23 protein-coding genes are annotated in these 22,284 nt (G+C 45.7%); 14 read left to right on the plus strand and 9 right to left on the minus strand.

From position 1 onward, the window contains the following. Positions 1-67 precede the first annotated feature (67 nt). Positions 68-862 carry a YfkD famly protein gene (locus JQX68_RS04420; protein ID WP_014663209.1) on the plus strand — a complete coding sequence of 265 codons (795 nt, stop codon included), beginning with the start codon at positions 68-70 and terminating at the stop codon, positions 860-862. A 38-nt stretch (positions 863-900) separates the two neighbouring features. Here JQX68_RS04420 and mscC read toward each other — a convergent pair whose 3' ends face one another. After that, complete coding sequence (gene mscC / locus JQX68_RS04425) at positions 901-1,743, minus strand: mechanosensitive ion channel protein MscC (protein WP_147773049.1); 843 nt, start codon at positions 1,741-1,743, stop codon at positions 901-903. Continuing rightward, entirely contained in the window at positions 1,744-2,865 is a 1,122-nt protein-coding gene (gene yfkAB, locus JQX68_RS04430) for a radical SAM/CxCxxxxC motif protein YfkAB (protein ID WP_095432317.1), read from the minus strand. A 144-nt stretch (positions 2,866-3,009) separates the two neighbouring features. On the opposite strand from yfkAB, the gene JQX68_RS04435 reads away from it, so the two are divergent. Next, a complete protein-coding gene (locus tag JQX68_RS04435) occupies positions 3,010-3,195 on the plus strand; it encodes an SE1561 family protein (RefSeq protein WP_147773050.1) in 186 nt (61 codons plus the stop codon). 100 nt (positions 3,196-3,295) lie between these two features. Beyond that, positions 3,296-4,087 (plus strand): delta-lactam-biosynthetic de-N-acetylase, encoded by a 792-nt coding sequence (gene pdaA / locus JQX68_RS04440; protein ID WP_069149179.1) that lies wholly within the window; start codon positions 3,296-3,298, stop codon positions 4,085-4,087. Positions 4,088-4,123: 36 nt separating this feature from the next. Here pdaA and JQX68_RS04445 read toward each other — a convergent pair whose 3' ends face one another. Continuing rightward, a complete protein-coding gene (locus tag JQX68_RS04445) occupies positions 4,124-4,984 on the minus strand; it encodes an NAD(P)-dependent oxidoreductase (protein ID WP_071581265.1) in 861 nt (286 codons plus the stop codon). A 98-nt stretch (positions 4,985-5,082) separates the two neighbouring features. Continuing rightward, on the minus strand, positions 5,083-6,042 hold the full coding sequence (gene corA, locus JQX68_RS04450) for a magnesium/cobalt transporter CorA (RefSeq protein WP_147773051.1): 960 nt from the start codon (positions 6,040-6,042) through the stop codon (positions 5,083-5,085). A gap of 117 nt (positions 6,043-6,159) precedes the next feature. Here corA and JQX68_RS04455 point away from each other — a divergent pair, with 117 nt between their 5' ends. The 11 genes from JQX68_RS04455 (at position 6,160) to JQX68_RS04505 (ending at position 18,895) form a co-directional block, all read left to right on the plus strand. Beyond that, positions 6,160-7,023, plus strand: coding sequence for a DNA-3-methyladenine glycosylase family protein (locus JQX68_RS04455; RefSeq protein ID WP_103031744.1), 864 nt, complete (start codon positions 6,160-6,162; stop codon positions 7,021-7,023). Between the two features lie 112 nt (positions 7,024-7,135). Then, the gene (rlmD, locus tag JQX68_RS04460) at positions 7,136-8,536 is read left to right on the plus strand and encodes a 23S rRNA (uracil(1939)-C(5))-methyltransferase RlmD (RefSeq protein ID WP_040083728.1); all 1,401 of its coding nucleotides are present in this window, start codon (positions 7,136-7,138) and stop codon (positions 8,534-8,536) included. 571 nt (positions 8,537-9,107) lie between these two features. After that, positions 9,108-9,386, plus strand: a complete 279-nt coding sequence (locus JQX68_RS04465; protein WP_147773052.1) for a YfzA family protein — start codon at positions 9,108-9,110, stop codon at positions 9,384-9,386. 755 nt (positions 9,387-10,141) lie between these two features. Continuing rightward, the gene (locus JQX68_RS04470; protein ID WP_041521492.1) at positions 10,142-11,119 is read left to right on the plus strand and encodes a tRNA dihydrouridine synthase; all 978 of its coding nucleotides are present in this window, start codon (positions 10,142-10,144) and stop codon (positions 11,117-11,119) included. Between the two features lie 228 nt (positions 11,120-11,347). Next, a complete protein-coding gene (locus tag JQX68_RS04475) occupies positions 11,348-11,857 on the plus strand; it encodes a DUF6884 domain-containing protein (protein WP_147773053.1) in 510 nt (169 codons plus the stop codon). A 230-nt stretch (positions 11,858-12,087) separates the two neighbouring features. Beyond that, complete coding sequence (acoA, locus tag JQX68_RS04480; RefSeq protein WP_015252546.1) at positions 12,088-13,089, plus strand: acetoin:2,6-dichlorophenolindophenol oxidoreductase subunit alpha; 1,002 nt, start codon at positions 12,088-12,090, stop codon at positions 13,087-13,089. Positions 13,090-13,092: 3 nt separating this feature from the next. Beyond that, complete coding sequence (gene acoB / locus JQX68_RS04485; protein WP_014663223.1) at positions 13,093-14,121, plus strand: acetoin:2,6-dichlorophenolindophenol oxidoreductase subunit beta; 1,029 nt, start codon at positions 13,093-13,095, stop codon at positions 14,119-14,121. A 13-nt stretch (positions 14,122-14,134) separates the two neighbouring features. After that, positions 14,135-15,331: an acetoin dehydrogenase complex dihydrolipoyllysine-residue acetyltransferase gene (gene acoC / locus JQX68_RS04490; protein WP_147773054.1), complete on the plus strand. Its 1,197-nt coding sequence runs from the start codon at positions 14,135-14,137 to the stop codon at positions 15,329-15,331. Between the two features lie 20 nt (positions 15,332-15,351). Beyond that, positions 15,352-16,728, plus strand: a complete 1,377-nt coding sequence (gene acoL, locus JQX68_RS04495) for an acetoin dehydrogenase complex dihydrolipoyl dehydrogenase (RefSeq protein WP_147773055.1) — start codon at positions 15,352-15,354, stop codon at positions 16,726-16,728. A 116-nt stretch (positions 16,729-16,844) separates the two neighbouring features. After that, entirely contained in the window at positions 16,845-18,662 is a 1,818-nt protein-coding gene (acoR, locus tag JQX68_RS04500) for an acetoin dehydrogenase operon transcriptional activator AcoR (protein WP_147773056.1), read from the plus strand. 53 nt (positions 18,663-18,715) lie between these two features. After that, positions 18,716-18,895, plus strand: a complete 180-nt coding sequence (locus JQX68_RS04505) for a small acid-soluble spore protein H (RefSeq protein ID WP_014663227.1) — start codon at positions 18,716-18,718, stop codon at positions 18,893-18,895. A gap of 36 nt (positions 18,896-18,931) precedes the next feature. On the opposite strand, the gene JQX68_RS04510 is transcribed toward JQX68_RS04505, so the two are convergent. The 5 genes from JQX68_RS04510 to JQX68_RS04530 are packed head-to-tail and all read right to left on the minus strand — an operon-like array spanning position 18,932 to position 22,215. Beyond that, on the minus strand, positions 18,932-19,258 hold the full coding sequence (locus JQX68_RS04510) for a YnfA family protein (RefSeq protein ID WP_147773057.1): 327 nt from the start codon (positions 19,256-19,258) through the stop codon (positions 18,932-18,934). Positions 19,259-19,311: 53 nt separating this feature from the next. Then, entirely contained in the window at positions 19,312-19,869 is a 558-nt protein-coding gene (locus tag JQX68_RS04515) for a YfjD family protein (protein ID WP_187248804.1), read from the minus strand. Positions 19,870-19,892: 23 nt separating this feature from the next. After that, a complete protein-coding gene (locus JQX68_RS04520; protein WP_014663230.1) occupies positions 19,893-20,660 on the minus strand; it encodes a hypothetical protein in 768 nt (255 codons plus the stop codon). Positions 20,661-20,671: 11 nt separating this feature from the next. Next, on the minus strand, positions 20,672-21,895 hold the full coding sequence (locus JQX68_RS04525) for a hypothetical protein (protein WP_147773058.1): 1,224 nt from the start codon (positions 21,893-21,895) through the stop codon (positions 20,672-20,674). 5 nt (positions 21,896-21,900) lie between these two features. Further along, positions 21,901-22,215 (minus strand): WXG100 family type VII secretion target, encoded by a 315-nt coding sequence (locus JQX68_RS04530; protein WP_147773059.1) that lies wholly within the window; start codon positions 22,213-22,215, stop codon positions 21,901-21,903. Between the last annotated feature and the right edge of the window lie 69 nt (positions 22,216-22,284).

The raw sequence follows: 22,284 nt of genomic DNA on the forward strand, positions 1-22,284 counted from the left end.
GAAAAAATGTTGGATAACAACAAAGCGGGATGAAAAGACTAAGGGAAAATGCCATAGAAAGAGTGATATGATGAAAAAGCTATTTCATTCCACACTTATCGTGTTGTTATTCTTTAGTTTTTTCGGCGTTCAGCCCATCCACGCGAAAAAGCAGTTTAAGGTTCCTAATTCTGTCGCAAGCATTTCAAAGGAAAACACGTATCCGAACGCTTCACAGGATCAGCCAATGCTTCAGCCGAGCAAGCTGGCAAAGGAATTGCTCGATCATTCTGAGGTGGAGATTGAAAACCCGCATCTCATCAAAATGCTGAATGAATCCAACATATCCGGCACACCGCTTGCGGTAGGGTACCGTGCGACAATATTTCTCGGGAAATGGGCGCTCGGCTATGAATCAAATGAAACGGTCGCAAACTGGGAATATAAAAAAATCAATACAAACCGTGCAGATAACCGCGGCGGGAAAGAAACGGCTGAAATGCATTATGCCCAGGAACAGCAGTACAAAGTGAAGGGCGGCCTGACAGCTAAAGTTCCGAATGCTGAAGATGTCAAAAGCATGATGATGCAAAAAGCGATGAAGAAAACGAACCTTCCGCTAGCATTTGAGACGGTCATCGGGGCTGGCACAAAACGGGATCAGATTTATAAAGTCGCTCCTAAAAAAATCGGTTATCTACATGCATATGCACCGGCTGTGAATGAAAAAGGAAAAGTGACTTACGGAGAAGTGTACTTAGTGCTGAAAGGAAATAAACGAAAACTCGTCGTGAAAAATGTCACGTCACAGGGAATCGGCGCATGGATTCCGGTTCAAGATCATGTCACGTTTGGCTTTCAGCTTTCCTCACTGATCAGATAAATAAAAAACTGATTCCGACTCGGAATCAGTTTTTTTGTTTATTGGGTTCTCTCAATTCGGACCGCTTCCTCAAGCATTTGCACATTGTTTTGGTACAGCTGGCGAACGAGTATTCGTCTTGCTGCAAGGCTGGCGCTGAAATAATCATCATCCTTCACCATGCCTTTCACCGTAAATTCGACGCCGCGATTGATTTTATTCAAAGCGGTGATGCCGTGGACTTGAAACGGTTCTGCCGGATTGCCGAATTCATCTCGCTTCAATGAATCACGAAGCTCTTCATTCAGCATGTCACATGCCTCTTCCAACACGCTGTACACGCGGTCTGGATCTTCTTTAAAGCTGATGAGAAAGGATTCGATAATCCGCATAAAATGGATATTATAGTTCTCTATCTGCCTGACCTCGCCGTTGCTGATGGTGAGCAGTTTGCCGCTCCATTCCCGGATTTGCAGCGAGCGAAGGCCGATCTCCTCCACTGTCCCGTTAAACAAGTTGTTGACGGTGACATAATCGCCTTTGTGCAGCTGGCGTTCATATATTAAGAAGACGCCGGCCAGCACATCTTTGATCAGAGATTGGGCGCCAAAACCGATCACGATACCTGCAACGCCCGCTCCGGCTAATATCTTGCCGAAATCATGCACAAATAAAGAAATAACGTAAAAGATAAATCCAATCGTCGCTGTATATTGGGTGACAGAACGGACAAGGCTTTCAATCGTTTTTTCCTTTTTTTCTTCAATAAAGTCCGTCCGTTTAAAAAACAGCTGTACCAGCCGGTTGATGATAAAAACACCAATCCAAAGGATAACGGCAACGAGGACAATATCGACGATTTTATTCCGGAAAATCTCTGTAAGTGTTTCTTCCATCCGCATCTAACTCCTGGCTTGACGTTTTGTGAAATCTGTATCCTGATAATAAGTGTTTTTGACAAGAACATTCGGTCCGAGGCACCGGACATTCGGGCAGTGGCAACTCAGTTCTTTTGCAAGCTTGGTCTCTCTCCATTTTTCATAGGCGGAAGGGAGGCTGTCCGTCTGAATATTGCCAAGCGGCGGAGTATCGCCGAAATCGGTCACGATAATGTTTCCGTCAAAAATGTTTACATTCAGGCGAGAACGGCCGTCAGGGTCATTTCGCACGGTAACGTTTTTTGCCGCGCGAAGCCGGCGAAGCAGCTTTTGGTCGTCTTTGTCCGGACTGCAGGCATAAAACGGCAGCGTTCCGAACAGCATCCACGTATTTTCATCACGAATATCCAGCAAGCGGTGAATGGCCTGTCTCATCTCTTTCAGGCTGAGGGATTCAAGAGCGCTTGCGAAATCGCTTGGATACATTGGGTGGACCTCATGACGCTGACATTTCATATCTTCTGTGATTTGGCGGTGAATATGCTCAATATGCGGAAGAGTTCGTTTGTTCAGCATCGTTTCCGCAGATACCATTACTCCGGCATCCACGAGCGTGCGGCTGTTTTCGATCATTTTTTCAAAATAGCGCGCGCGCTGTTCGAAGGTCGGTTTTCTGTCCATCATGGCAAAGCCGATTTCAGCAAAATCTTCAACTGTACCCCAGTTATGAGAAATATGTAGCACATCGAGATACGGAATGATCCATTCGTACCGCTCGATGTCGAGGGTCAGGTTTGAATTAATTTGCGTCCGCACACCCCGTTCATGGGCGTATTTCAATAAAGGAACGACATATTCTTTTACTGATTTCAACGATAGCATCGGCTCTCCGCCTGTAATGCTGATGGAGCGCAGGCGAGGGATTTCCTCCAGCCGTTTTAACAGAAGATCTATTGGCAGAGCATTCGGGTCTTTAGGCTGCAATGTATAGCCTACAGCACAATGCTCGCATCTCATATTGCAAAGTGTCGTCGTTGTGAATTCAACGTTTGTCAGCTGCATGTCTCCGTATTGGTCAACATCCATATAGGCTTCCCAAGGATCAAACTCAGGCGTAATCGGACGCAGCTTCGTGTTTTGTGTCATGACTATCTAACTCCTTTATAAATGGGCATACTAACGCTGCCAACAGTTAATTTTAGACCTGATTTGCCAAGATCGCAAGTAGCGCGGCGATTGAAAAACCGCAAAAAATGAGCTACCATAATAAAAAATGAATGGAGGAACAGCATGGGGAACGCCGTAAACAATAAAGACCAGCAGATTGATTATTTAAAGAACAGACTTGACATGTTTATGAACGTCATCGATTCATTAGACCCTGAAGCAACCGATCTTGAAGATATAGACAGGCTCATCAGCATGCTTGATGACCTGGAAGCCAAATACGAACGTTTTAAAAAAGATTGGGAATAAAACCGCGCGCCGGCGCGGTTTTTTCTATTGGCATAAAGCAACAGTATAAAACAAAGCTCCTATCTGTAAAATAAGAAAAAATGCAGAAGGAGCGCTGGCCATGAAGTGGATGTGTTCAATATGCTGCGCCGCCGTATTGCTTGCCGGAGGTGCAGCACAGGCGGAAGCGGTGCCGAATGAGCCGATTAATTGGGGCTTTAAACGAAGTGTCAATCATCAGCCGCCAGATGCCGGGAAGCAGCTGAACCGCTTAATTGAAAAATATGATGCGTTTTATTTAGGGAATACAAAGGAAAAAACGATTTACTTAACGTTTGATAACGGGTATGAAAATGGCTATACGCCAAAAGTGCTTGATGTCTTAAAAAAACATCGCGTAACAGGAACGTTTTTTGTCACTGGGCATTTCGTAAAGGACCAGCCTCAGCTGATTAAACGAATGTCAGATGAGGGCCATATTATCGGCAACCATTCCTTTCACCATCCGGATTTAACAACAAAAACAGCTGATCAGATTCAGGATGAGCTTGATTCAGTCAACGAAGAGGTTTATAAAATTACGGGAAAGCAGGACAACCTGTACTTGCGCCCGCCGCGCGGCGTGTTTAGTGAGTACGTACTGAAAGAAACGAAACGCCTCGGCTATCAAACCGTTTTCTGGTCGGTCGCTTTTGTTGATTGGAAAATCAATAACCAGAAGGGGAAGAAATATGCTTACGATCATATGATCAAGCAGGCGCACCCGGGAGCTATTTACCTGCTTCACACTGTATCAAGGGACAATGCTGAAGCACTGGATGATGCGATCACAGACCTGAAAAAACAAGGCTACACTTTTAAAAGCATTGATGATCTGATGTTTGAGAAAGAAATGAAGATGCCGTCCTTGTAATGAGAAAAGCCTCTCCTGAAACGGAGAGGCTTTTCTTTATTTTATACATTTAATCAGTGCGGCCCAATCCAGATCTCCGAAGCCTTGTTCAATCCCGCTTTCAAAATGGCTCTTGGCCAGCTCGGCAAGAGGAAGATTTGCAGAAACTTGTTTTGCGGCGGCGAGTGCCAGGTTGGTATCCTTCAGCCCTAATGACATTTTGAAACCGGCCGGCTCAAATTTCTGCTCGGCCATGATGGTTCCGTAATTTTGGTAGACAGGGGAGCCGAAAAGCGCGCTGGCAATTTCTAAAAATTGTTTTTGTTCTAAGCCGTACTTCTCCATCATTAAGAAAGATTCAGATAACGCCTCCAGCATAGACACGAGTAAGAAATTGATGCTGATTTTCGCTGCATTTGCTATCTTGCTTTCTTCGCCGACGTCAAATACCTGCTGGCTGAGGCTATTGAGCAGAGGCTTGGCGGTTTGCTTCGCTTCCGCCGGTCCTGCTGTTATGATGCGAAGCGCGGCTTTGGCTGCGGCATCCGGTCTGCCAAGGACGGGAGCGGCGAGAAAAGATTGTCCTTTCTCTGCATGAGCCGCTGCGAGCTTCTCTGAGAATTCAACACTGATCGTGCTCATCGAGATGTGAATGCCATTCTCTGCTAATCCTTCAAGCAGCCCGTCTTCTCCAAATGTCACGGCGCTGACAGAATCATCATCTGCAAGCATTGTCATGACAATATCAGCGGACTTTGCCGCCAGCCGCGGCGTATCAGCTGCCTGTGCGCCTGCTGTGACAAGTTCCTCCGTCTTTTGTTTCGTCCGGTTATATACAGTCAATTCGTAGCCTGCTTGAAGAACATTTCGGGCAATGGGCTGTCCCATATTGCCGAGTCCGATGACAGCAATTTTCAATCTGATCACTCCCTGAATATTTTTTCCATTATAAACAATATAAACAGAATATGCATAGCAATCGGCTTACAACAAAAAAGAACAGCTTCCTGCTGCCCTCATTTAAAAATATTGAACCATCCTTTATGTACAAACCAAATCAGCATCCCGATCACAAGCGCGCCCATCAGGCCAAGTACAGCAAAATATCCGTATTTCCAATGCAGCTCCGGCATGAAGTCGAAATTCATACCGTATACACCGGCAATAAAGGTGAGCGGGATGAAAATGGTCGACACGATCGTCAGTGTCATCATAATCGCATTCATCCGGTTTGAGTTTAGCGTCACGTAGCTGTCACGCAAGTCGGACGTCATGTCCCGGTTGGATTCCACAATTTCAGACAACTTTAACAAATGATCGTATATGTCACTGAAGTAGGCTTTCGTTTCCCGCTGCTCTTTCACATGGTCAAGACTTAAAATCCGATAGAGCAAATCACGCATCGGGATAATTGTCCGTCTTAAATGCAATAGATCTGTTCTGAGTTCAAACACCTCGTTCATCAGCGTTCCATACGTTTTGTGGGGGCGGCTTTCTTCAATTTCATTCAGCCGGTCCTCAATTTTATACACGAGGGGAAAATATTCATCGACAAGCTGATCCATGATCATATAAGAAATATGCCCAGGCCCTTTTTTCAATATGTCCGGTGAAGCATACAAACGCTCCCGGACTTTGGCGATACCGGGCGTTTCGTGTAAATGAAAGGTGACGATAAATTGTTCGCCCTGAAAAATATCGACTTCCTCCGTCTCAAGTGTTTCCTTATTCAGCGCATGAATCACGTAAAAACGATAGCCGTCATAATGGTCAAGCTTCGGCCGCTGCATGTGCTGGAAGCAATCCTCAATGGCAAGCGGATGAAAATGAAAAAAATCTCTCAATAACGCCGTTTCCGTATCCTCCGGGCCGTAAAAATCAACCCAGTACCATGCAATATCAGGCTGTTCCACTCGTTCAATCGGTATATTTTTCAGCAGCTGATGCTCTGTTGTGATTGCGGTAATGTTGATCATAAACAACCCTCCACCTGCCATTATATCATGCGGTCTTTATGAGAAAAGTATACGGTACTCTCTGCCTAATTCCAGTGGCATGTTATACTGAAAAAAAACGGAAAAAGGGTGGATCACATGTGGAAGGAAAAAGTATCTGTCACGCCGCCGTATCATTTTGACCGCGTATTGGACAGGCTGTCTTTAGACCCCCTCAATGCTGTCGATCGAGAGGCGAGAGAAGTCCGCGTGCCGATCAGAAATCTTGCGGGAGACGTTTGTATTGTAAAAGTACAGGCGTTAGGCCATGCTGACGAGCCTGAGTTTCTCGTTAGCGGGGAAACGGATCAGGATGAGATGATGAAGGAAATCAAGCGGATTTTTCAATGGGAACATCATTTGCAGCACGTTCTGGATCATTTTTCAAAAACGAGTCTGTCCGCCATTTTTGAAGAGCATGCCGGGACACCGCTTGTTCTGGACTACAGTGTGTACAACTGCATGATGAAATGCATCATCCACCAGCAGCTCAATCTGTCCTTCGCTTACACGCTAACAGAACGGTTTGTTCATGCATTTGGCGAGCAGAAGGATGGCGTGTGGTGCTATCCAAAGCCGGAAACAATTGCAAAACTCGATTATCAGGATCTGCGTGATCTGCAATTCAGTATGAGAAAAGCGGAATACACCATTGATACATCAAGGATGATCGCAGAAGGCACACTCAGCTTGTCAGAACTGACGCATATGGCGGATGAAGACATTATGAAAAAACTGATTAAAATCAGGGGCATCGGCCCGTGGACCGTGCAAAACGTCCTCATGTTCGGACTTGGCCGTCCCAATTTATTCCCGCTTGCCGATATCGGCCTCCAGAATGCCATCAAACGCCATTTTCAGCTGGACGATAAGCCGGCAAAGGATGTCATGCTGGCGATGAGCAAGGAGTGGGAGCCTTATTTAAGCTATGCGTCTTTATATTTGTGGAGGAGTATTGAATAATTCATCTGACAATGAAGGAAAACCTGCAAACGTGTTATACTAGTTAGATGTGAAAAAACATTTCACTTTCTGCCATCCGCAGAAAGCTTCATATAGAAACGGAGAGAAAAACGTGAACCAACAAAAGAAACAGGCGCCCGTCGAACTGAAGGTCGGACAAACCTTTCCGCTGACGATTAAGCGTCTCGGCATTAACGGAGAAGGTGTCGGCTATTTTAAGAAAAAAGTCGTCTTCGTGCCCGGCGCGCTTCCTGGTGAAGAGGTTGTTGTGCAGGCCACAAAGGTCCAGCCTAAGTTTTCGGAGGGCCGCATTAAGAAAATCCGCAAAGCGTCTGAGCACCGGGTGGCACCGCCTTGCCCCGTGTACGAACAATGTGGCGGCTGTCAGCTCCAGCACCTTGCATACAGTCAGCAGCTTCGGGAAAAACGCGACATCGTCATTCAGTCTCTTGAACGCCATACGAAGTTTAAAGTAGAGAACATGGAAATCAAAGAAACGATTGGCATGGACAATCCGTGGAATTACCGCAACAAAAGCCAATTCCAGATCGGGCGCTCGCAAAGCGGCAGCATCATCGCCGGCTTATACGGCCTTGATTCTCATGACATCGTGCCGATTAAAGATTGTATCGTTCAGCATCCGGCAACCAACAAAACAACAGGCATCGTCCGCCGCATTTTAGAGGACTTCAATGTGTCTGTTTATAATGAAAGAAAACGAAAAGGCGACGTTCGCACGATCGTGACGAGAGTCGGCTTTGAAACAGGCGAAGTGCAGGTCGTGCTTGTAACCGCAAAAGAAACGCTTCCGCACAAGGAAGAAATCGTCAAAGCGATTCAAAAGCGATTGCCAGAGGTCAAATCCATTATTCAGAATGTAAACGGGGAGAAAACCTCAGTGATTTTCGGTGAGAAAACGAAACCGCTCGCAGGAAAAACAGTGATTCAAGAGGTGCTCGGCGATGTAGCCTTTGAATTGAGCGCCCGCGCTTTCTTCCAGCTCAATCCCGAACAGACCGTCAAGCTGTATGACGAAGTGAAAAAAGCGGCGCAGCTGACCGGAAAAGAAAAAGTCGTAGATGCGTATTGCGGCGTCGGCACTATCGGCATGTGGGTGGCGGATGGAGCGAAGGAAGTCCGCGGCATGGACGTCATCAAGGAATCAATTGACGATGCCAAGAAAAATGCCAAAAAACACGGCATGGCAAATGCCACATACGTAACAGGAACAGCCGAGCACTGGCTCCCGAAATGGACGAAAGAAGGCTTCCGCCCGGACGTCGTCATCGTAGACCCGCCAAGAACCGGCTGTGACAGCACGTTCCTGGACACGATCAAAAAAGTCAAACCGAAACGCTTCGTCTACGTTTCCTGCAATCCATCCACGCTTGCGAAGGATTTGCAGACGCTGTCAAAGGACTATCGCGTGGACTATATTCAGCCTGTCGATATGTTCCCGCAGACGGCTCATGTGGAAGCAGTGGCGAGGCTTGTATTAAAATCGTCTCATTAAGTCCTAATCAGATCTGGATTTCGGTAGAATGAACATTGCCGATTTCCGGGTCTTTTTCATGTGCAGCCCTAGTTCTGACTGTCTTTCTCAATTCACTAGTGACTTACTTAGCGATCTCTATCTTCTTTATCTTTTTTTGATAAGAAAGTAGATAAACTTAAATTAATTACGTTCATATCAACGCCCATAAAAGTCTTGTGTATATCTTCATCATAATTTGATTCTTCAGCGTGAGAGCTTATAGGCTGACTGGATACAATTACAAATATGAAAACCATCGAAATTCTTCATTTTTTATACTCTATTTCCTTTATGCATTTTATTAAATAATAAGATTGTATATAATTTGTCCCCCTTCTAAAAAATAAAATATAAGCAAAACATTAAATATATATTTTTCTAATTAGCAGTAATTATCCCGAAAAAATTAGCTTAAGTATGATTGAATTACATGAGTAGAATAATGTAAAACAAAAGATGTATTTTCATAATTTGTAAAATCATATATTGACTTGCAGTTAGTATGTGTGAAATATTGTTTATAGAAATGTAAGGAAAGGTATGGCGTTAAATGGATAAAGTATACAAAAAACGACCGTTATATAAAAGAAGTTGGTTTCAAACGTTGTTGGCATTTTTAGTTTTGCAGCTTTATTTTAATGTTGTAGAATTAACGGGATGGGGTCCTAATTATAGAGAAATGAATGGGTTCCCAGCAAACATAGTTGAACTGGATTTCTTTCAAACATATCTTTCATTCTATGATAATCCATGGTTTAATATTATTACTGTTTTCTTGGGAGTTTTCACTATTATACAAATAATCACAGGGATAACAAAGGATATTTGAAATTAAAGCAATAATTTCTGATGCCTTATTAATGATGAAAGAAATGAACACTTTCTTATTAATCTTATGAGTGAAGACTGCGACACTTAGTCAGCAGTCTATTTTATTGGTTCTGGATCAGGATTACCGTCCTCACCCTCAAGCGGTAAGTTAAAGCTTTTTCATTCTCTCGAGTACTCAGATATGCCACCCCAACTCAATTTACTTAATCAGGTTATCTCTTGAAATTAGTTTTTCCACAAATGATATTGAGATACGGATATGGTGTAGCGTTAAATATCTTATCTTCAATAACAGTACAATTATTTTGCTTTTGTAATAGGGAGAACTCATATGATATTCTATTTAGGTTGGAATACTTTTTATCCAAAAAGTTCAAAAGTAAGGCCACTAAGAAAGATGAAGGTCAGCTGTAATATTAATAAACCACAATATAGATATAAAAAATAGGTGTAGATAATCATCACACTTTTTTCTCTTTCGAACCGATTATAAGGTTCAGGAGTTGAAGAACTATATGGGGATAATTATAGCGATACTCCATTACGTTAACCCAATTAAGGTGTTCTATCTTATCTATTCTATTTCAGTTTGCTGTTTCACTTTTGATCGTGTAAAAGTGAAATGTTCAACATTTCCTATAGTTTGATAAGAAATGCTTTCGCATGCTATAAGTGTAAAAAGAAGCATGGTCAGTTTTTAATTTTGGGATAAAGGTTTGACTGTATCCCATCATGAAAGGATTTGAATGTATGATAACAGATAATTTCTGGCGTGAATTACCACGGCCATTTTTTGTATTGGCACCAATGGAAGATGTGACAGATGTTGTTTTCCGGCATGTAGTAAGTGAAGCAGGCAGACCGGATGTGTTTTTTACAGAGTTCACAAACTCAGAGAGCTATTGCCACCCGGATGGGAAGGATAGCGTACGCGGCCGTTTGACTTTTACAGAGGATGAACAGCCAATGGTAGCACATATATGGGGAGATAAGCCTGAAAACTTTCGTAAAATGAGTATTGGCATGGCAGAGTTAGGATTTAAAGGTCTAGATATCAATATGGGCTGTCCTGTGCCTAATGTGACACAGAACGGTAAGGGAAGCGGTCTTATCCGCCGGCCGGAAGTTGCAGCAGAGTTAATACAAGCAGCAAAAGCAGGGGGATTGCCTGTAAGCGTAAAGACAAGACTTGGTTTCACGGATGTAGACGAATGGCGCGAATGGCTGACACACATTTTGAAGCAGGATATTGCCAATCTTTCTATTCATCTGCGTACAAGAGCAGAAATGAGCAAAGTGGATGCGCATTGGGAGCTCATCCCGGAGATTAAGAAACTTCGTGACGAGGTGGCACCAGATACACTGTTAACAATAAACGGGGATATTCCTGACCGTCAAACTGGCTTGAAACTTGCTGAACAATACGGCGTCGATGGAATTATGATAGGGCGCGGTATTTTTACAAATCCTTTCGCTTTTGAAAAGGAGCCGAAAGAGCATAGCAGCAAGGAATTGCTTGATCTTTTAAGACTGCATCTGGATCTTCATGATAAGTATTCAGCATTAGAAGCACGTCCGTACAAACCTCTTCCTCGCTTTTTCAAGATTTACCTTCGCGGGTTCCGAGGAGCAAGTGAATTAAGAAATCAATGCATGAACACAAAGTCAACAGATGAAGTGCGTGCATTGCTCGACGACTTTGAGAGAAAGTATCTTGATGGGATAGAGTAACAGCAGTGCTTGATTCAAAAAAGGCTAACAAAATAAAGGGATTTTCACACCATTCTTGACTAAAATAAACCTGGATGTTCGGTAAAATAAACAATTCCGATTTCCGGGTCTTTTTTGTACGCAGCTTTTTACTCAGCCTGTCTTTTCTCGCATGTATTGTTTAGTCATGCAGGAATAAGAAAATAATGGTACATTTAGTGGAGATATCTCATAAAGGGGGAGAGAAAAATGAAACGGCTATGCATCATCCCCTGCGGCAAGAAAAAAATCTGGGATGTCCAGCCTGATGCCGAGCCGGTAAGAGCGGCGGACGCTTATCTTAGCCCGTTTCATCAGGCGTGCGAGCGGTATGCGAAAGCATTTTTCGATGAGTGGGTGATTTTGTCGGCGAAGCACGGCTTTCTTCGCCCTGATGATATCGTATCGGAAAATTACGATGTCACTTTTGGCACCGGTCATCCGGAAATCATGACAGCGGAGGAGCTGGGCCGCCAATTTTACGAAAAGGGCTTTTCTGATATTGAAGAGCTAGTCATGCTTGGCGGGAAAAAATATCGAAACATTCTCAACGCCGTCATCGGAGAGCACCAGCATATCAGCTGGCCGCTGTCATCGTACAAAGGCATTGGCTATATGCTTCAAGCATTGAATCGGGCTGTTGAAGAAAAGCATGAACTGATTGATTTTCTTTCAAAAGCGGCTATTCAATCAAACGATGCAGAGGAACTAGGAAGTTAACATCATTTCCAAGGAAATAAATACGTCGATCATTGTCAAAGGCCGGGTGATGCCCGGTCTTTTTTTGTATGCTGTAAAACGAGACAAATGGATCAGTTTGAGACAAAACGAGACACCCGTCTCAAATTGTCTCCAGTGTAAAAATGAAAAGGCTGATTTGACGGGCTTCAAATACTGGCACACTTCTTGCTTTTATAATCGTGAACCCTAAATAGAAGGAGGCGCACAAAATGGAATTGTTAAAACGAGAAGGCTTGTCATTAACTGAGGAAAAAGCGCTGTGGATGTACCAAAAGATGCTGGAGATCAGGGGCTTTGAAGACAAAGTGCATGACCTGTTCGCCCAGGGAGTGCTTCCTGGATTCGTTCATTTATATGCCGGTGAGGAAGCCGTGGCTGTTGGGGTGTGCGCTCATTTACATGATGGCGACAGCATTACAAGCACACACAGGGGACATGGACATTGTATCGCCAAAGGCTGTGATCTGGATGGCATGATGGCGGAAATTTTCGGGAAAGCGACCGGATTGTGCAAAGGCAAGGGCGGTTCTATGCACATTGCGGATCTCGATAAAGGCATGTTAGGGGCAAATGGAATCGTCGGAGGCGGATTTACGCTCGCGTGCGGATCAGCGCTCACGGCTAAATATAAACAGACTAAAAATGTAAGCGTTTGCTTTTTTGGAGACGGGGCAAATAACCAAGGCACCTTCCACGAAGGGCTGAATCTAGCGGCTGTATGGAACCTTCCTGTCGTGTTTGTTGCTGAAAACAACGGCTATGGAGAAGCTACCCCATTTGAGTACGCATCAGCCTGTGATTCAATCGCCGATCGGGCGGCTGCTTATAACATGCCGGGGGTTACAGTTGACGGGAAAGATATTTTAGCAGTTTACCAGGCAGCCGAGGAAGCGATAGAAAGAGCAAGAAACGGCGGAGGCCCGTCTTTGATTGAATGTATGACCTACAGAAACTACGGCCATTTCGAAGGGGATGCCCAGACCTATAAAACGAAGGATGAAAGAGTTGAGCACCTTGAAGAAAAAGATGCCATTCAAGGCTTTAAAAACTACCTTTTAAAAGAAACAGATGCTAATAAGCTGTCAGACATTGAACAGCGTGTCAGCGAATCGATTGAAAAAGCCGTCTCGTTCAGCGAAGACAGCCCATATCCAAAAGATTCGGAGCTGCTGACAGATGTGTACGTGTCATATGAAAAAGGAGGAATGTAAGAGATGGCGAGAGTCATAAGCATGTCAGACGCGATCAATGAAGCAATGAAGCTTGCGATGAGAAGAGATGAAAATGTGCTTTTGATCGGTGAGGATGTTGCCGGCGGAGCGGCTGTTGATCATTTGCAGGATGATGAAGCATGGGGCGGTGTATTAGGAGTCACAAAGGGGCTCGTACAGGAATTCGGGCGCACAAGAGTGCTGGACACACCGATTTCTGAAGCGGGCTACATGGGTGCAGCTATGGCTGCGGCATCCACGGGGCTGAGACCGATTGCAGAATTAATGTTTAATGACTTTATCGGCACATGCTTTGACCAGGTGATCAACCAAGGGGCGAAATTCCGCTATATGTTCGGCGGTAAAGCGCAAGTGCCGATTACCGTCCGCACCACATACGGAGCGGGATTTCGGGCCGCTGCCCAGCATTCACAAGCGCTGTATGGCCTTTTCACGAGCATCCCGGGACTGAAGACGGTTGTTCCATCCAGCCCGTATGATGCCAAAGGTCTGCTGCTTGCAGCAATAGAAGACAATGATCCGGTGTTCTTCTTTGAAGACAAGACGTCCTACAACATGAAGGGCGAGGTGCCGGAAGATTATTATACAATTCCGCTCGGAAAGGCCGACATCAAACGTGAAGGCAATGATGTCACGCTATTTGCAGTCGGCAAGCAGGTCAATACCGCGCTTGAAGCAGCTGCACAGCTTTCAGAGAGAGGCATCGAAGCTGAGGTGCTTGATCCCCGCAGTCTGTCTCCTCTTGATGAGGATGCGATTTTCACATCGTTAGAAAAAACAAACCGGCTGATCATCATTGATGAAGCCAATCCGCGATGCAGCATTGCTACAGATATTGCAGCGATTGTCGCAGACAAAGGCTTTGATTTGCTTGATGCGCCGATTAAACGGATTACAGCACCGCATACACCAGTGCCTTTTTCACCGGTGCTTGAAGATCAATATTTGCCGACACCAGATAAAATTGTCAGCGTCACGCTTGAATTGCTTGGCGAGCCGGCAATGAACTAAAGGGGGGACACAAATGGCAGTAAAAGTAGTGATGCCAAAATTAGGAATGGCGATGAAACAAGGGGAAGTATCGATATGGAATAAAAAAGTAGGCGACCCGGTTGAAAAGGGAGAAAGCATTGCCAGCATTCAATCGGAGAAAATTGAAATGGAGATCGAGGCGCCTGAAAAAGGAACGCTGATCGACATCAAAGTGAAAGAGGGAGAAGAGGTTCCGCCCGGCACTGCAATCTGCTACATCGGAGACGCCAATGAGTCGGTGCAGGAAGAGGCAAGCAGGCCTGCTGCTGAAGACAGCGTGCCGCAAGCCGTACAGCCCGTCAAACAAGAAAACAAACCCGAAGCCTCCAAAAAAGATCGATTGAAAATATCTCCAGTTGCGAGAAAAATAGCGGAAAAAGCGGGGGTAGACCTGAAACAGCTGAAAGGCACCGGACCAGGCGGAAGAATCGTGAAGGATGACGTGACAAAGGCGCTGGCTGAACAGAAAAAAGCTCAGGCAAAACCTGTTTCTGATCAGAAAGCGCAGGAAACCCCGGTGACAGGCATGAGAAAAGTCATCGCTGCCCGAATGCAGGAAAGCTTGGCAAACAGCGCGCAGCTGACGATTACGATGAAGGCTGATATCACTAAGCTTGCCACTCTTCAAAAACAGCTTTCACCAGCTGCGGAAGAACGGTACGGCACAAAACTGACAATCACTCATTTTGTCTCAAGAGCCGCCGTTCTCGCACTGCAAGCTCACCCTGTGCTGAACAGCTTTTATCAAAATGAGCGCATCATCACACATCCTCATGTGCACCTTGGTATGGCTGTAGCCTTGGAAAATGGCTTAGTGGTGCCTGTCATCCGCCATGCTGAAAAGCAATCGCTGATTGAACTGGCTCAATCCATCTCAGAAAATGCCAAAAAAGCACGCGAGGGACGTGCGGGAAGCGACGAGCTGCAAGGCTCAACCTTCTCCATTACAAACCTTGGCGCTTTTGGAGTTGAGCATTTCACACCGATATTAAATCCGCCGGAAGCAGGCATTCTCGGTATCGGAGCAAGCTATGACACACCGGTGTACCAAGGGGAGGAGATCGTCAGAAGCACGATCCTGCCGCTCAGCCTGACATTTGATCACAGAGCGTGTGACGGCGCTCCAGCAGCTGCATTCCTGAAGGCGATTAAAACATATTTGGAAGAACCCGCGGCATTAATTTTATAGGAAAAGCAGGTGAAAACGACATGACACTAGCCATTATCGGCGGCGGACCTGCAGGCTATGCGGCTGCGGTCTCCGCGGCACAGCAGGGCAGAAACGTGCTGCTCATTGACAAAGGCAAGCTTGGGGGGACCTGCCTGAATGAAGGCTGCATCCCCACGAAGTCTTTGCTAGAAAGCGCAAACGTTCTTGATAAAATCAAGCATGCCGGCAGCTTTGGAATCGAACTCCCCGCAGGTGCGATATCAGTCGATTGGAGTAAAATGCAAAACCGAAAACAGCAGGTTGTCAGACAGCTTGTTCAAGGCGTTCAGTACCTAATGAAGAAAAATCAAATACAGGTTGTAAAGGGAACAGCCTCCTTTCTTTCTGAAAGAAAGCTTTTGATCGAAGGACAAAACGGAAAAGAAATCAGAGAGGCGGACCAAGTATTGATTGCCTCAGGATCAGAGCCAATCGAGCTGCCGTTCGCTCCTTTTGACGGCGAATGGATCATCGACAGCAAAGACGCGCTTTCTCTTTCCGAGATTCCGTCTTCACTTGTCATTGTCGGCGGCGGTGTCATCGGGTGTGAGTATGCAGGGCTGTTTGCCAGATTGGGATCGAAGGTGACCATCATTGAAACAGCGGGACAGCTGGTCCCAGCTGAAGATGAAGATATCGCCCGTCTCTTTCAAGAAAAGCTTGAGGAAGACGGTGTTGAAGTGCATATTTCATCCAGATTAGAGCGGGTGGATCAAACAGCGAAAACGGCTATATGGAAAAGCGGCCAGCGTGAGTTTAAAACAAAGGCCGATTATATACTGGTGGCGATCGGCAGAAAACCCCGTCTTGACGGATTACAGCTGGAGCAGGCGGGAGTTGATTTTTCTCCAAAAGGCATTCCGGTGAATGGGCACATGCAGACGAACGTGCCTCATATTTACGCGTGCGGAGATGCAATAGGAGGCATTCAGCTGGCACATGCCGCATTCCATGAGGGCATCATTGCTGCTTCTCATGCTTCTGGAAGGGATGTCAAAATCAATGAGAAACATGTGCCGCGCTGCATCTACACGTCCCCGGAAATCGCGTGTATCGGAATGACAGAACGACAGGCAAGAAGCGTATACGGGGATGTGAAGATTGGCGAATTTCCTTTCTCCGCAAACGGAAAGGCGCTCATTAAACAGCAAGCGGAAGGAAAGGTCAAAATCATAGCTGAACCGGAATTCGGCGAAATCGTAGGTGTTTCGATGATTGGTCCGGATGTAACCGAGCTTATCGGCCAGGCGGCAGCGATCATGAATGGTGAGATGACGGCTGATATGGCAGAGCATTTTATCGCCGCCCATCCGACTTTATCGGAAACATTGCACGAGGCGCTGCTAAGCACGATCGGGCTTGCAGTACATGCATAATAAGAGGAAAAGCAGGCGCATGGATATAAGGCGTCTGCTTTTTTTATTGTTGAAAGCGCTTTATTTTTCCCCTACAATAGATGAAAACGGCGTGTAAGGGAGGAGCGATCAAGGAAATGAATTCGGTCCCAAACGATTTGCAAACCTGGAAACGTTTTGTGAAAGACGGTGTGCTTGACGAAGCCCGAATAAGAAAACGGATCGCCGAGTCATGGCATCGCTGCAAAAAAGCTGAGGTCAATCCTTATTTAGAAAAAGGCCCGAGGGTTTTACAGCAAACGGAGCTGGATCAGCAGTCAAAAAAGCATTCATTCTTCCTGACGACCGCAAAGCCTTACCTCGAAAAACTGCTGCCTGCCATAAAAGAAATGGAAATGATGGCGCTGTTAATTGATTCAGATGGTGTTGTACTGGCATTGGACGGCCATCCCCGCGCGCTCTATGAAGCCAAACGCATCAATTTCGTCGAAGGGGCATGCTGGACAGAAACGGCTGTCGGAACAAATGCGATTGGCACGGCGCTCCACATCAGCGAGCCGGTTGCAATACAAGGATCAGAGCATTACTCTATCGCTTCCCATCTTTGGAACTGTTCAGCTGCTCCGATTCACCATGAGGATGGCAGCCTTGCGGGTGTAATTGACATATCATGCCCGGCGGCAGGCGCGCATCCTCATATGCTTGGTATTGCCACGGCGATTGCCTATGCCGCTGAACGGGAACTCGCAGCTAAAAGCCGTGAGAAAGAGCTGGAGCTGATCAGCCGTTTTGGGGAGAGAGCTGCATCCAGTGTGCCGATGGTGCTCTGTAATACCAAGCAGCACATCATCAGTGCGAGCATGCCGATTCGAACCTCAATGCCGGATTGGCAGGGCCGGCATCTGTACGAGTTGAAGGAACGGGGCTATTCAATCGAAAAAGCTGTCACTATAGGAGATGGCGGCACTTGTTTTTATCTATCGGAACAAAAGAAAAAGAAGGCGTTTCGATTCAATGGAGTGATCGGGCAAAGCGGCCGATCGCAAGCGATGCTGATGCACCTTGAACGAGCAGCTGCGACGGATGCAACGGTCTGTTTGTCGGGTGAAACGGGTACGGGGAAGGAGGTCGCGGCTCGCGCGCTTCATGAGAACAGTGAGAGACGGCACGGTCCGTTTGTTGCTGTCAATTGCGGAGCGATTCCGTCTGATTTGATTGAAAGCGAACTGTTCGGCTATGCGGAAGGCGCTTTTACGGGAGCGAAGCGAAATGGCTATAAAGGCGCCTTTCAAAAAGCGAATCAAGGCACCTTATTTTTAGATGAGATCGGAGAAATCTCCCACTCGATGCAGGTTGCGCTTTTACGCGTGCTTCAGGAACGCAAGATTACGCCAATCGGCGGGGCAAAAGAAATTCCGGTTGATATCAGAGTCATTGCCGCCACACATTGTGATTTACGCGAGCTTGCCGAAAGCGGAAAAATCAGAGAGGACTTGTTTTACCGCCTTCATGTCTATCCAATTGAACTTCCTCCATTGCGCGATCGCCCCGAGGATATTCCGGACCTCTTCGAGTACTACAAACAGAAGAATCATTGGCCAGGCGAACTTCCTTCTGATTTTTGTGAGGTGCTGAAGCATTGGAAGTGGCCGGGAAATATCCGTGAGCTATTTAATGTGTTTGAACGTCTTTCCATCAGATTTCCGGACGGCCGGCTTGGAGATGAGCCGCTTTCCGCTTTACTGGAAGCCGCTGGACTGCCGGTCAGCACTGCAGAAAAACAGCCCGCTGCTGCCGGCGTGGTCAAACTTCGTGAGCAAATCCAAAAGGATATGATGATCAAAGCGCTTGAATCCGCAAAAGGAAACGTCTCTCAAGCCGCCAAAATCAGCGGGATCCCGCGAAGCACTTTCTACAAACGCCTGAAAAAATTCAATTTGTCCGCTGAATCATAAAGCATACTTCCTTCAGGAAATGGAAACATTATGTATTGAAGGAGGGTGTTACGATGAATATACAAAGGGCGAAAGAAATTGTAGAATCTCCCGATATGAAAAAAGTAACGTACAACGGTGTTCCTATTTACATTCAGCACGTGAATGAAGAAAACGGAACAGCAAGAATTTATCCGCTTGACGAACCGCAAGATGAGCATGAAGTGCAGCTGACAAGCTTAAAAGAGGATTAAACAAAAATGGCCCGCTTCATAAGCAGGCCATTTTGTTTATCCGCGCGGCGCAAATAAGATGACGCAGACACCGATGAGACAAATGCATGCGCCGATCCAATCATACAGATCAGGTGTTTTCCGGTCAACAAGCCATCCCCACAGGACCGCAAGCACGATGAATACCCCGCCATAAGCGGCGTATACACGGCCGAAGGAAGGGAAGGACTGGAATGTCGGAAGAATGCCGTAGACAATCAAGATCAATGCTCCGGCGATCCCATAGCCGACTGGCTTTGCCTCTCTCAGCCATAGCCAAATCAGATATCCGCCGCCAATTTCAGCAAGCCCCGCCGCGAGAAATAAAAGAATGGTAACCAGCATTCATGAGCACTCCTCAAGTTGCTTTTCTCTTTCATTATAAAGGAGGAGAGCTGTTAAAGCTTTGGATGATTTTCAAATTCCTTTAAATACGCGCTGCGCTGAATCTCCGTAAATTGGCTGATCCAGTTGCTTTTCGCCTCTTCATTCAGATGAGGGAGGATATAGCGTTCCACCGCTTCAAAAAACAATGGATTCGCGATAATGTTCCAAGTAGGGATGCGAACGACTCTTCCGTCTGTTTTCTCGATGATAATATCTTCAAAAAAGATCCCTTTCAAGCTGTAATGATGCCGTCCCATATAAATCCGTTTTACCTCAGAAAACATCACGCTGCGCTTTCTAGAGAAAATCTCGCCATCAGGCCCTGTTTTTACGCTGAAAATGACATTTCCCCGGCTTGTGAACGCCGGAAAAGCCATAAAAAATGTGATCAATCCATAAACGATCGCCATTAATCCGCCGCCCAAATAAAGCAGGGCATATTTAGATTCAAATGTAAGAGCTTCAGACACCAGCCATACTCCTACAATAAAAGCGCCTCCTGTAGCGAGGAACAGCCATATTCTAAAAAACAGTCTGCTTTTGACCTTAATTACTTCATTGTTTTTCAATTGCTATTCTCCTTTATCGCTCTTTAGCAAAAAAGTATTCCTTTTATCACATCTTTATTTGCTGTTACGATAGAAAATTCATTTTGGGTAATGCCTGTTACCAGCCAAGTATGACGGCTGCCAGGCAGGACGAAAGCCATATCAGCCACTTCCGGCGAGTTGTCTTTGTCATAAACCAGCCGCATCAGCGTATCCATTTTTCCTTTTCGCAAAGCCAGATCATTTACAAAACGGGTCACGTCCTCTTGGTGATCATGCTTATCTAGAAATTCCTTCAGATATGCGGGAGTGTCTGAAGCGCCCTCCAGGAGCCATTCGAATTCAGTTGACGTCAGGGTGATCATTGATTCTTTATGATCTTCTGCATCTATTACATTTAAAAACTCGTATGTTTTAGAGAGTACTCCATTAGTTGAATCCATTTTTTTGATTCTATGTACCTGTTCATCAAACAGCAATTCATGAGAGTAAGTGCCAAACTTCGAAACATGGCAGGATATATTCTGTTCTTTGGCTTGTTCATCAAATTTGGATAGCTTCACTGTATAGTCCGCATCGTTTAACACGTGGATAAACGGACAGTATTCGTCCTTTAACCGATATTGATGATTCCGATATTCCGCCGCCTCCTTGGCTAAGAGTGAGCGGCACGCAGCTTCAAATAAGGAGCCGAGCTGTTCATCTTCTATTTCGGGAAAATAAGCTTGTTTTAAGGCCATTCCCTGTTCAAAAAACCCTTCGCTGTAAAAACAAAACAAGAGTTCTTCTATGCTAATTGTAAACTGCTTCATTGTTTATTCTCCTATCCAAATGAAAATTTCCCTTTAAGGAAATGGGTTGCGCCGTGTATAAGCGAATCCGCTGTTTTCTTTGCTTTTTCTATTCCTTTTTTCGCGCTGTCTATCCCTTTATGTATCGATTTATTCGCCGCATCTATGCCATCATTCACTGATTTGACGACTTTGCCGGCTGATTCCAGCCCTTTTTTGGCTGTATCAACGACAGCATGGATCGGCTCTTTCAGCTTTATCGCTGCTTTTTCAGCATAGACTGATGTGAATTTTGCGATTTTTTCCCCAACAAATCCGCCTACCGCCGAACCAATTGTGCCTCCGACTACGGTGCCGACAGGGCCTAACACACTTCCTACGGCACCGCCTACAACAGCACCAGCTGTCGCACCTCCCGCAATAAAAATGGTGTTATTCACAGCATTCCCGACGGCCTTGGCGTTTTCACGCTTGAGAACTTCCGGTTTGTCCTGGTATTTCGCGTAATTTTCAGCTATTTTCAAGCCCGCTCCGAACGTTTCGGTCGCACCGGTAATCAGTGTGGCGGTAATGGCATTTCCTTTCGCGAATTTTAAGCCCGTTTTTCCGACATCCTTTAAAGTTGAGCGTACGCCGGCTTCATTAAGAAATCCTTTTGTGTAGCTTCTGACGCTGTTTGAAAAATCGACCGTGTCCTGAGGGAAGTATTTTGTAAACTTTTTATGTACCAAATCTGAAAATGGTCGGTTTGTCTTTTTTAACAAATATTTAGGGTTCAAAAGCACTCTTGCCGCTTTTTGATAACGGGAGCTGTCAACGGCCCTAGAAATATCCAATAGAAGTTTTGAGTGCTGGGCGGTATGCAAGCCGCTTGGCTGTTTCACAAATTTCGTAAGCCCTAATCCATAATATTTTCCCTGTGTCAGCATAAGGGCGGTTAAGCTTGTCATCGTGCCGTATTTGTCGTAGGCATTGTAGAGCTTTCGCAAAATATCATCTTGCTCCACAAATTTATCGCCCGTTTTTCTGATGAAAATCTCATTGTCACTCAGCTTGGTGACGAGCGCTTTTCCTGAGCTCCACGCATCGCCCACTCCGGAAAAACAGCTGCTGTAGCGGGGATCGCATTGCAAAATCATCTGCCCCAGCTCCACATGCAGATCCTTATATTTGTTTTCCATATCAGTTAATTCAGTGACTACATCATTTGCAAGCTGTTCGAGCTTATCCGGATCAACTGCAATGTTTCCTGACACACCGTTCACCTCCCGAGTTTATGTCTTTCCTCTCTTGCTTTACGCTCCAGTTCTTCCATTCTGGCAATTTCAGCTTTTCGTTCTTCTATTTTGACAGCGGCAGCCTTCAGCTCTTGGCTTGTTTCAAGCAGCTCCTGTTCGAATTGATCGTAGGCGGCTTTCGTTTCCTCGAAATCCTGGTCAAACGAATCTCTTGCTTTGCCCTGCCAAGCATCTCCCAATGCAGATAACCGGGATGCAAGCAGCATTTTGGAGCTTCTGACCTCTTCTGCGGCCGCACTGTACTTGTTTGCCAGCTCAATGACTTTATATGAGTCCAACTTTTGTCCCCTGCCTTTTCTAAATTCACGCACAATTGGATGTTTTATATAAATGATTATAAATAATTC

It is taken from the genome of Bacillus sp. LJBS06, assembly GCF_016924995.1.
Classification (GTDB): Bacteria; Bacillota; Bacilli; order Bacillales; family Bacillaceae; genus Bacillus; species Bacillus stercoris.

What these genes read in the sequence shown, in the direction of transcription:
- JQX68_RS04420 (WP_014663209.1), top strand. Translation starts at nt 68, where the DNA reads ATGATGAAAAAGCTATTTCATTCCACACTTATCGTGTTGTTATTCTTT.
- mscC (WP_147773049.1), bottom strand. Translation starts at nt 1,743, where the DNA reads ATGCGGATGGAAGAAACACTTACAGAGATTTTCCGGAATAAAATCGTC.
- yfkAB (WP_095432317.1), bottom strand. Translation starts at nt 2,865, where the DNA reads ATGACACAAAACACGAAGCTGCGTCCGATTACGCCTGAGTTTGATCCT.
- JQX68_RS04435 (WP_147773050.1), top strand. Translation starts at nt 3,010, where the DNA reads ATGGGGAACGCCGTAAACAATAAAGACCAGCAGATTGATTATTTAAAG.
- pdaA (WP_069149179.1), top strand. Translation starts at nt 3,296, where the DNA reads ATGAAGTGGATGTGTTCAATATGCTGCGCCGCCGTATTGCTTGCCGGA.
- corA (WP_147773051.1), bottom strand. Translation starts at nt 6,042, where the DNA reads ATGATCAACATTACCGCAATCACAACAGAGCATCAGCTGCTGAAAAAT.
- JQX68_RS04455 (WP_103031744.1), top strand. Translation starts at nt 6,160, where the DNA reads ATGTGGAAGGAAAAAGTATCTGTCACGCCGCCGTATCATTTTGACCGC.
- JQX68_RS04465 (WP_147773052.1), top strand. Translation starts at nt 9,108, where the DNA reads ATGGATAAAGTATACAAAAAACGACCGTTATATAAAAGAAGTTGGTTT.
- JQX68_RS04475 (WP_147773053.1), top strand. Translation starts at nt 11,348, where the DNA reads ATGAAACGGCTATGCATCATCCCCTGCGGCAAGAAAAAAATCTGGGAT.
- acoA (WP_015252546.1), top strand. Translation starts at nt 12,088, where the DNA reads ATGGAATTGTTAAAACGAGAAGGCTTGTCATTAACTGAGGAAAAAGCG.
- acoB (WP_014663223.1), top strand. Translation starts at nt 13,093, where the DNA reads ATGGCGAGAGTCATAAGCATGTCAGACGCGATCAATGAAGCAATGAAG.
- acoC (WP_147773054.1), top strand. Translation starts at nt 14,135, where the DNA reads ATGGCAGTAAAAGTAGTGATGCCAAAATTAGGAATGGCGATGAAACAA.
- acoL (WP_147773055.1), top strand. Translation starts at nt 15,352, where the DNA reads ATGACACTAGCCATTATCGGCGGCGGACCTGCAGGCTATGCGGCTGCG.
- acoR (WP_147773056.1), top strand. Translation starts at nt 16,845, where the DNA reads ATGAATTCGGTCCCAAACGATTTGCAAACCTGGAAACGTTTTGTGAAA.
- JQX68_RS04505 (WP_014663227.1), top strand. Translation starts at nt 18,716, where the DNA reads ATGAATATACAAAGGGCGAAAGAAATTGTAGAATCTCCCGATATGAAA.
- JQX68_RS04510 (WP_147773057.1), bottom strand. Translation starts at nt 19,258, where the DNA reads ATGCTGGTTACCATTCTTTTATTTCTCGCGGCGGGGCTTGCTGAAATT.
- JQX68_RS04520 (WP_014663230.1), bottom strand. Translation starts at nt 20,660, where the DNA reads ATGAAGCAGTTTACAATTAGCATAGAAGAACTCTTGTTTTGTTTTTAC.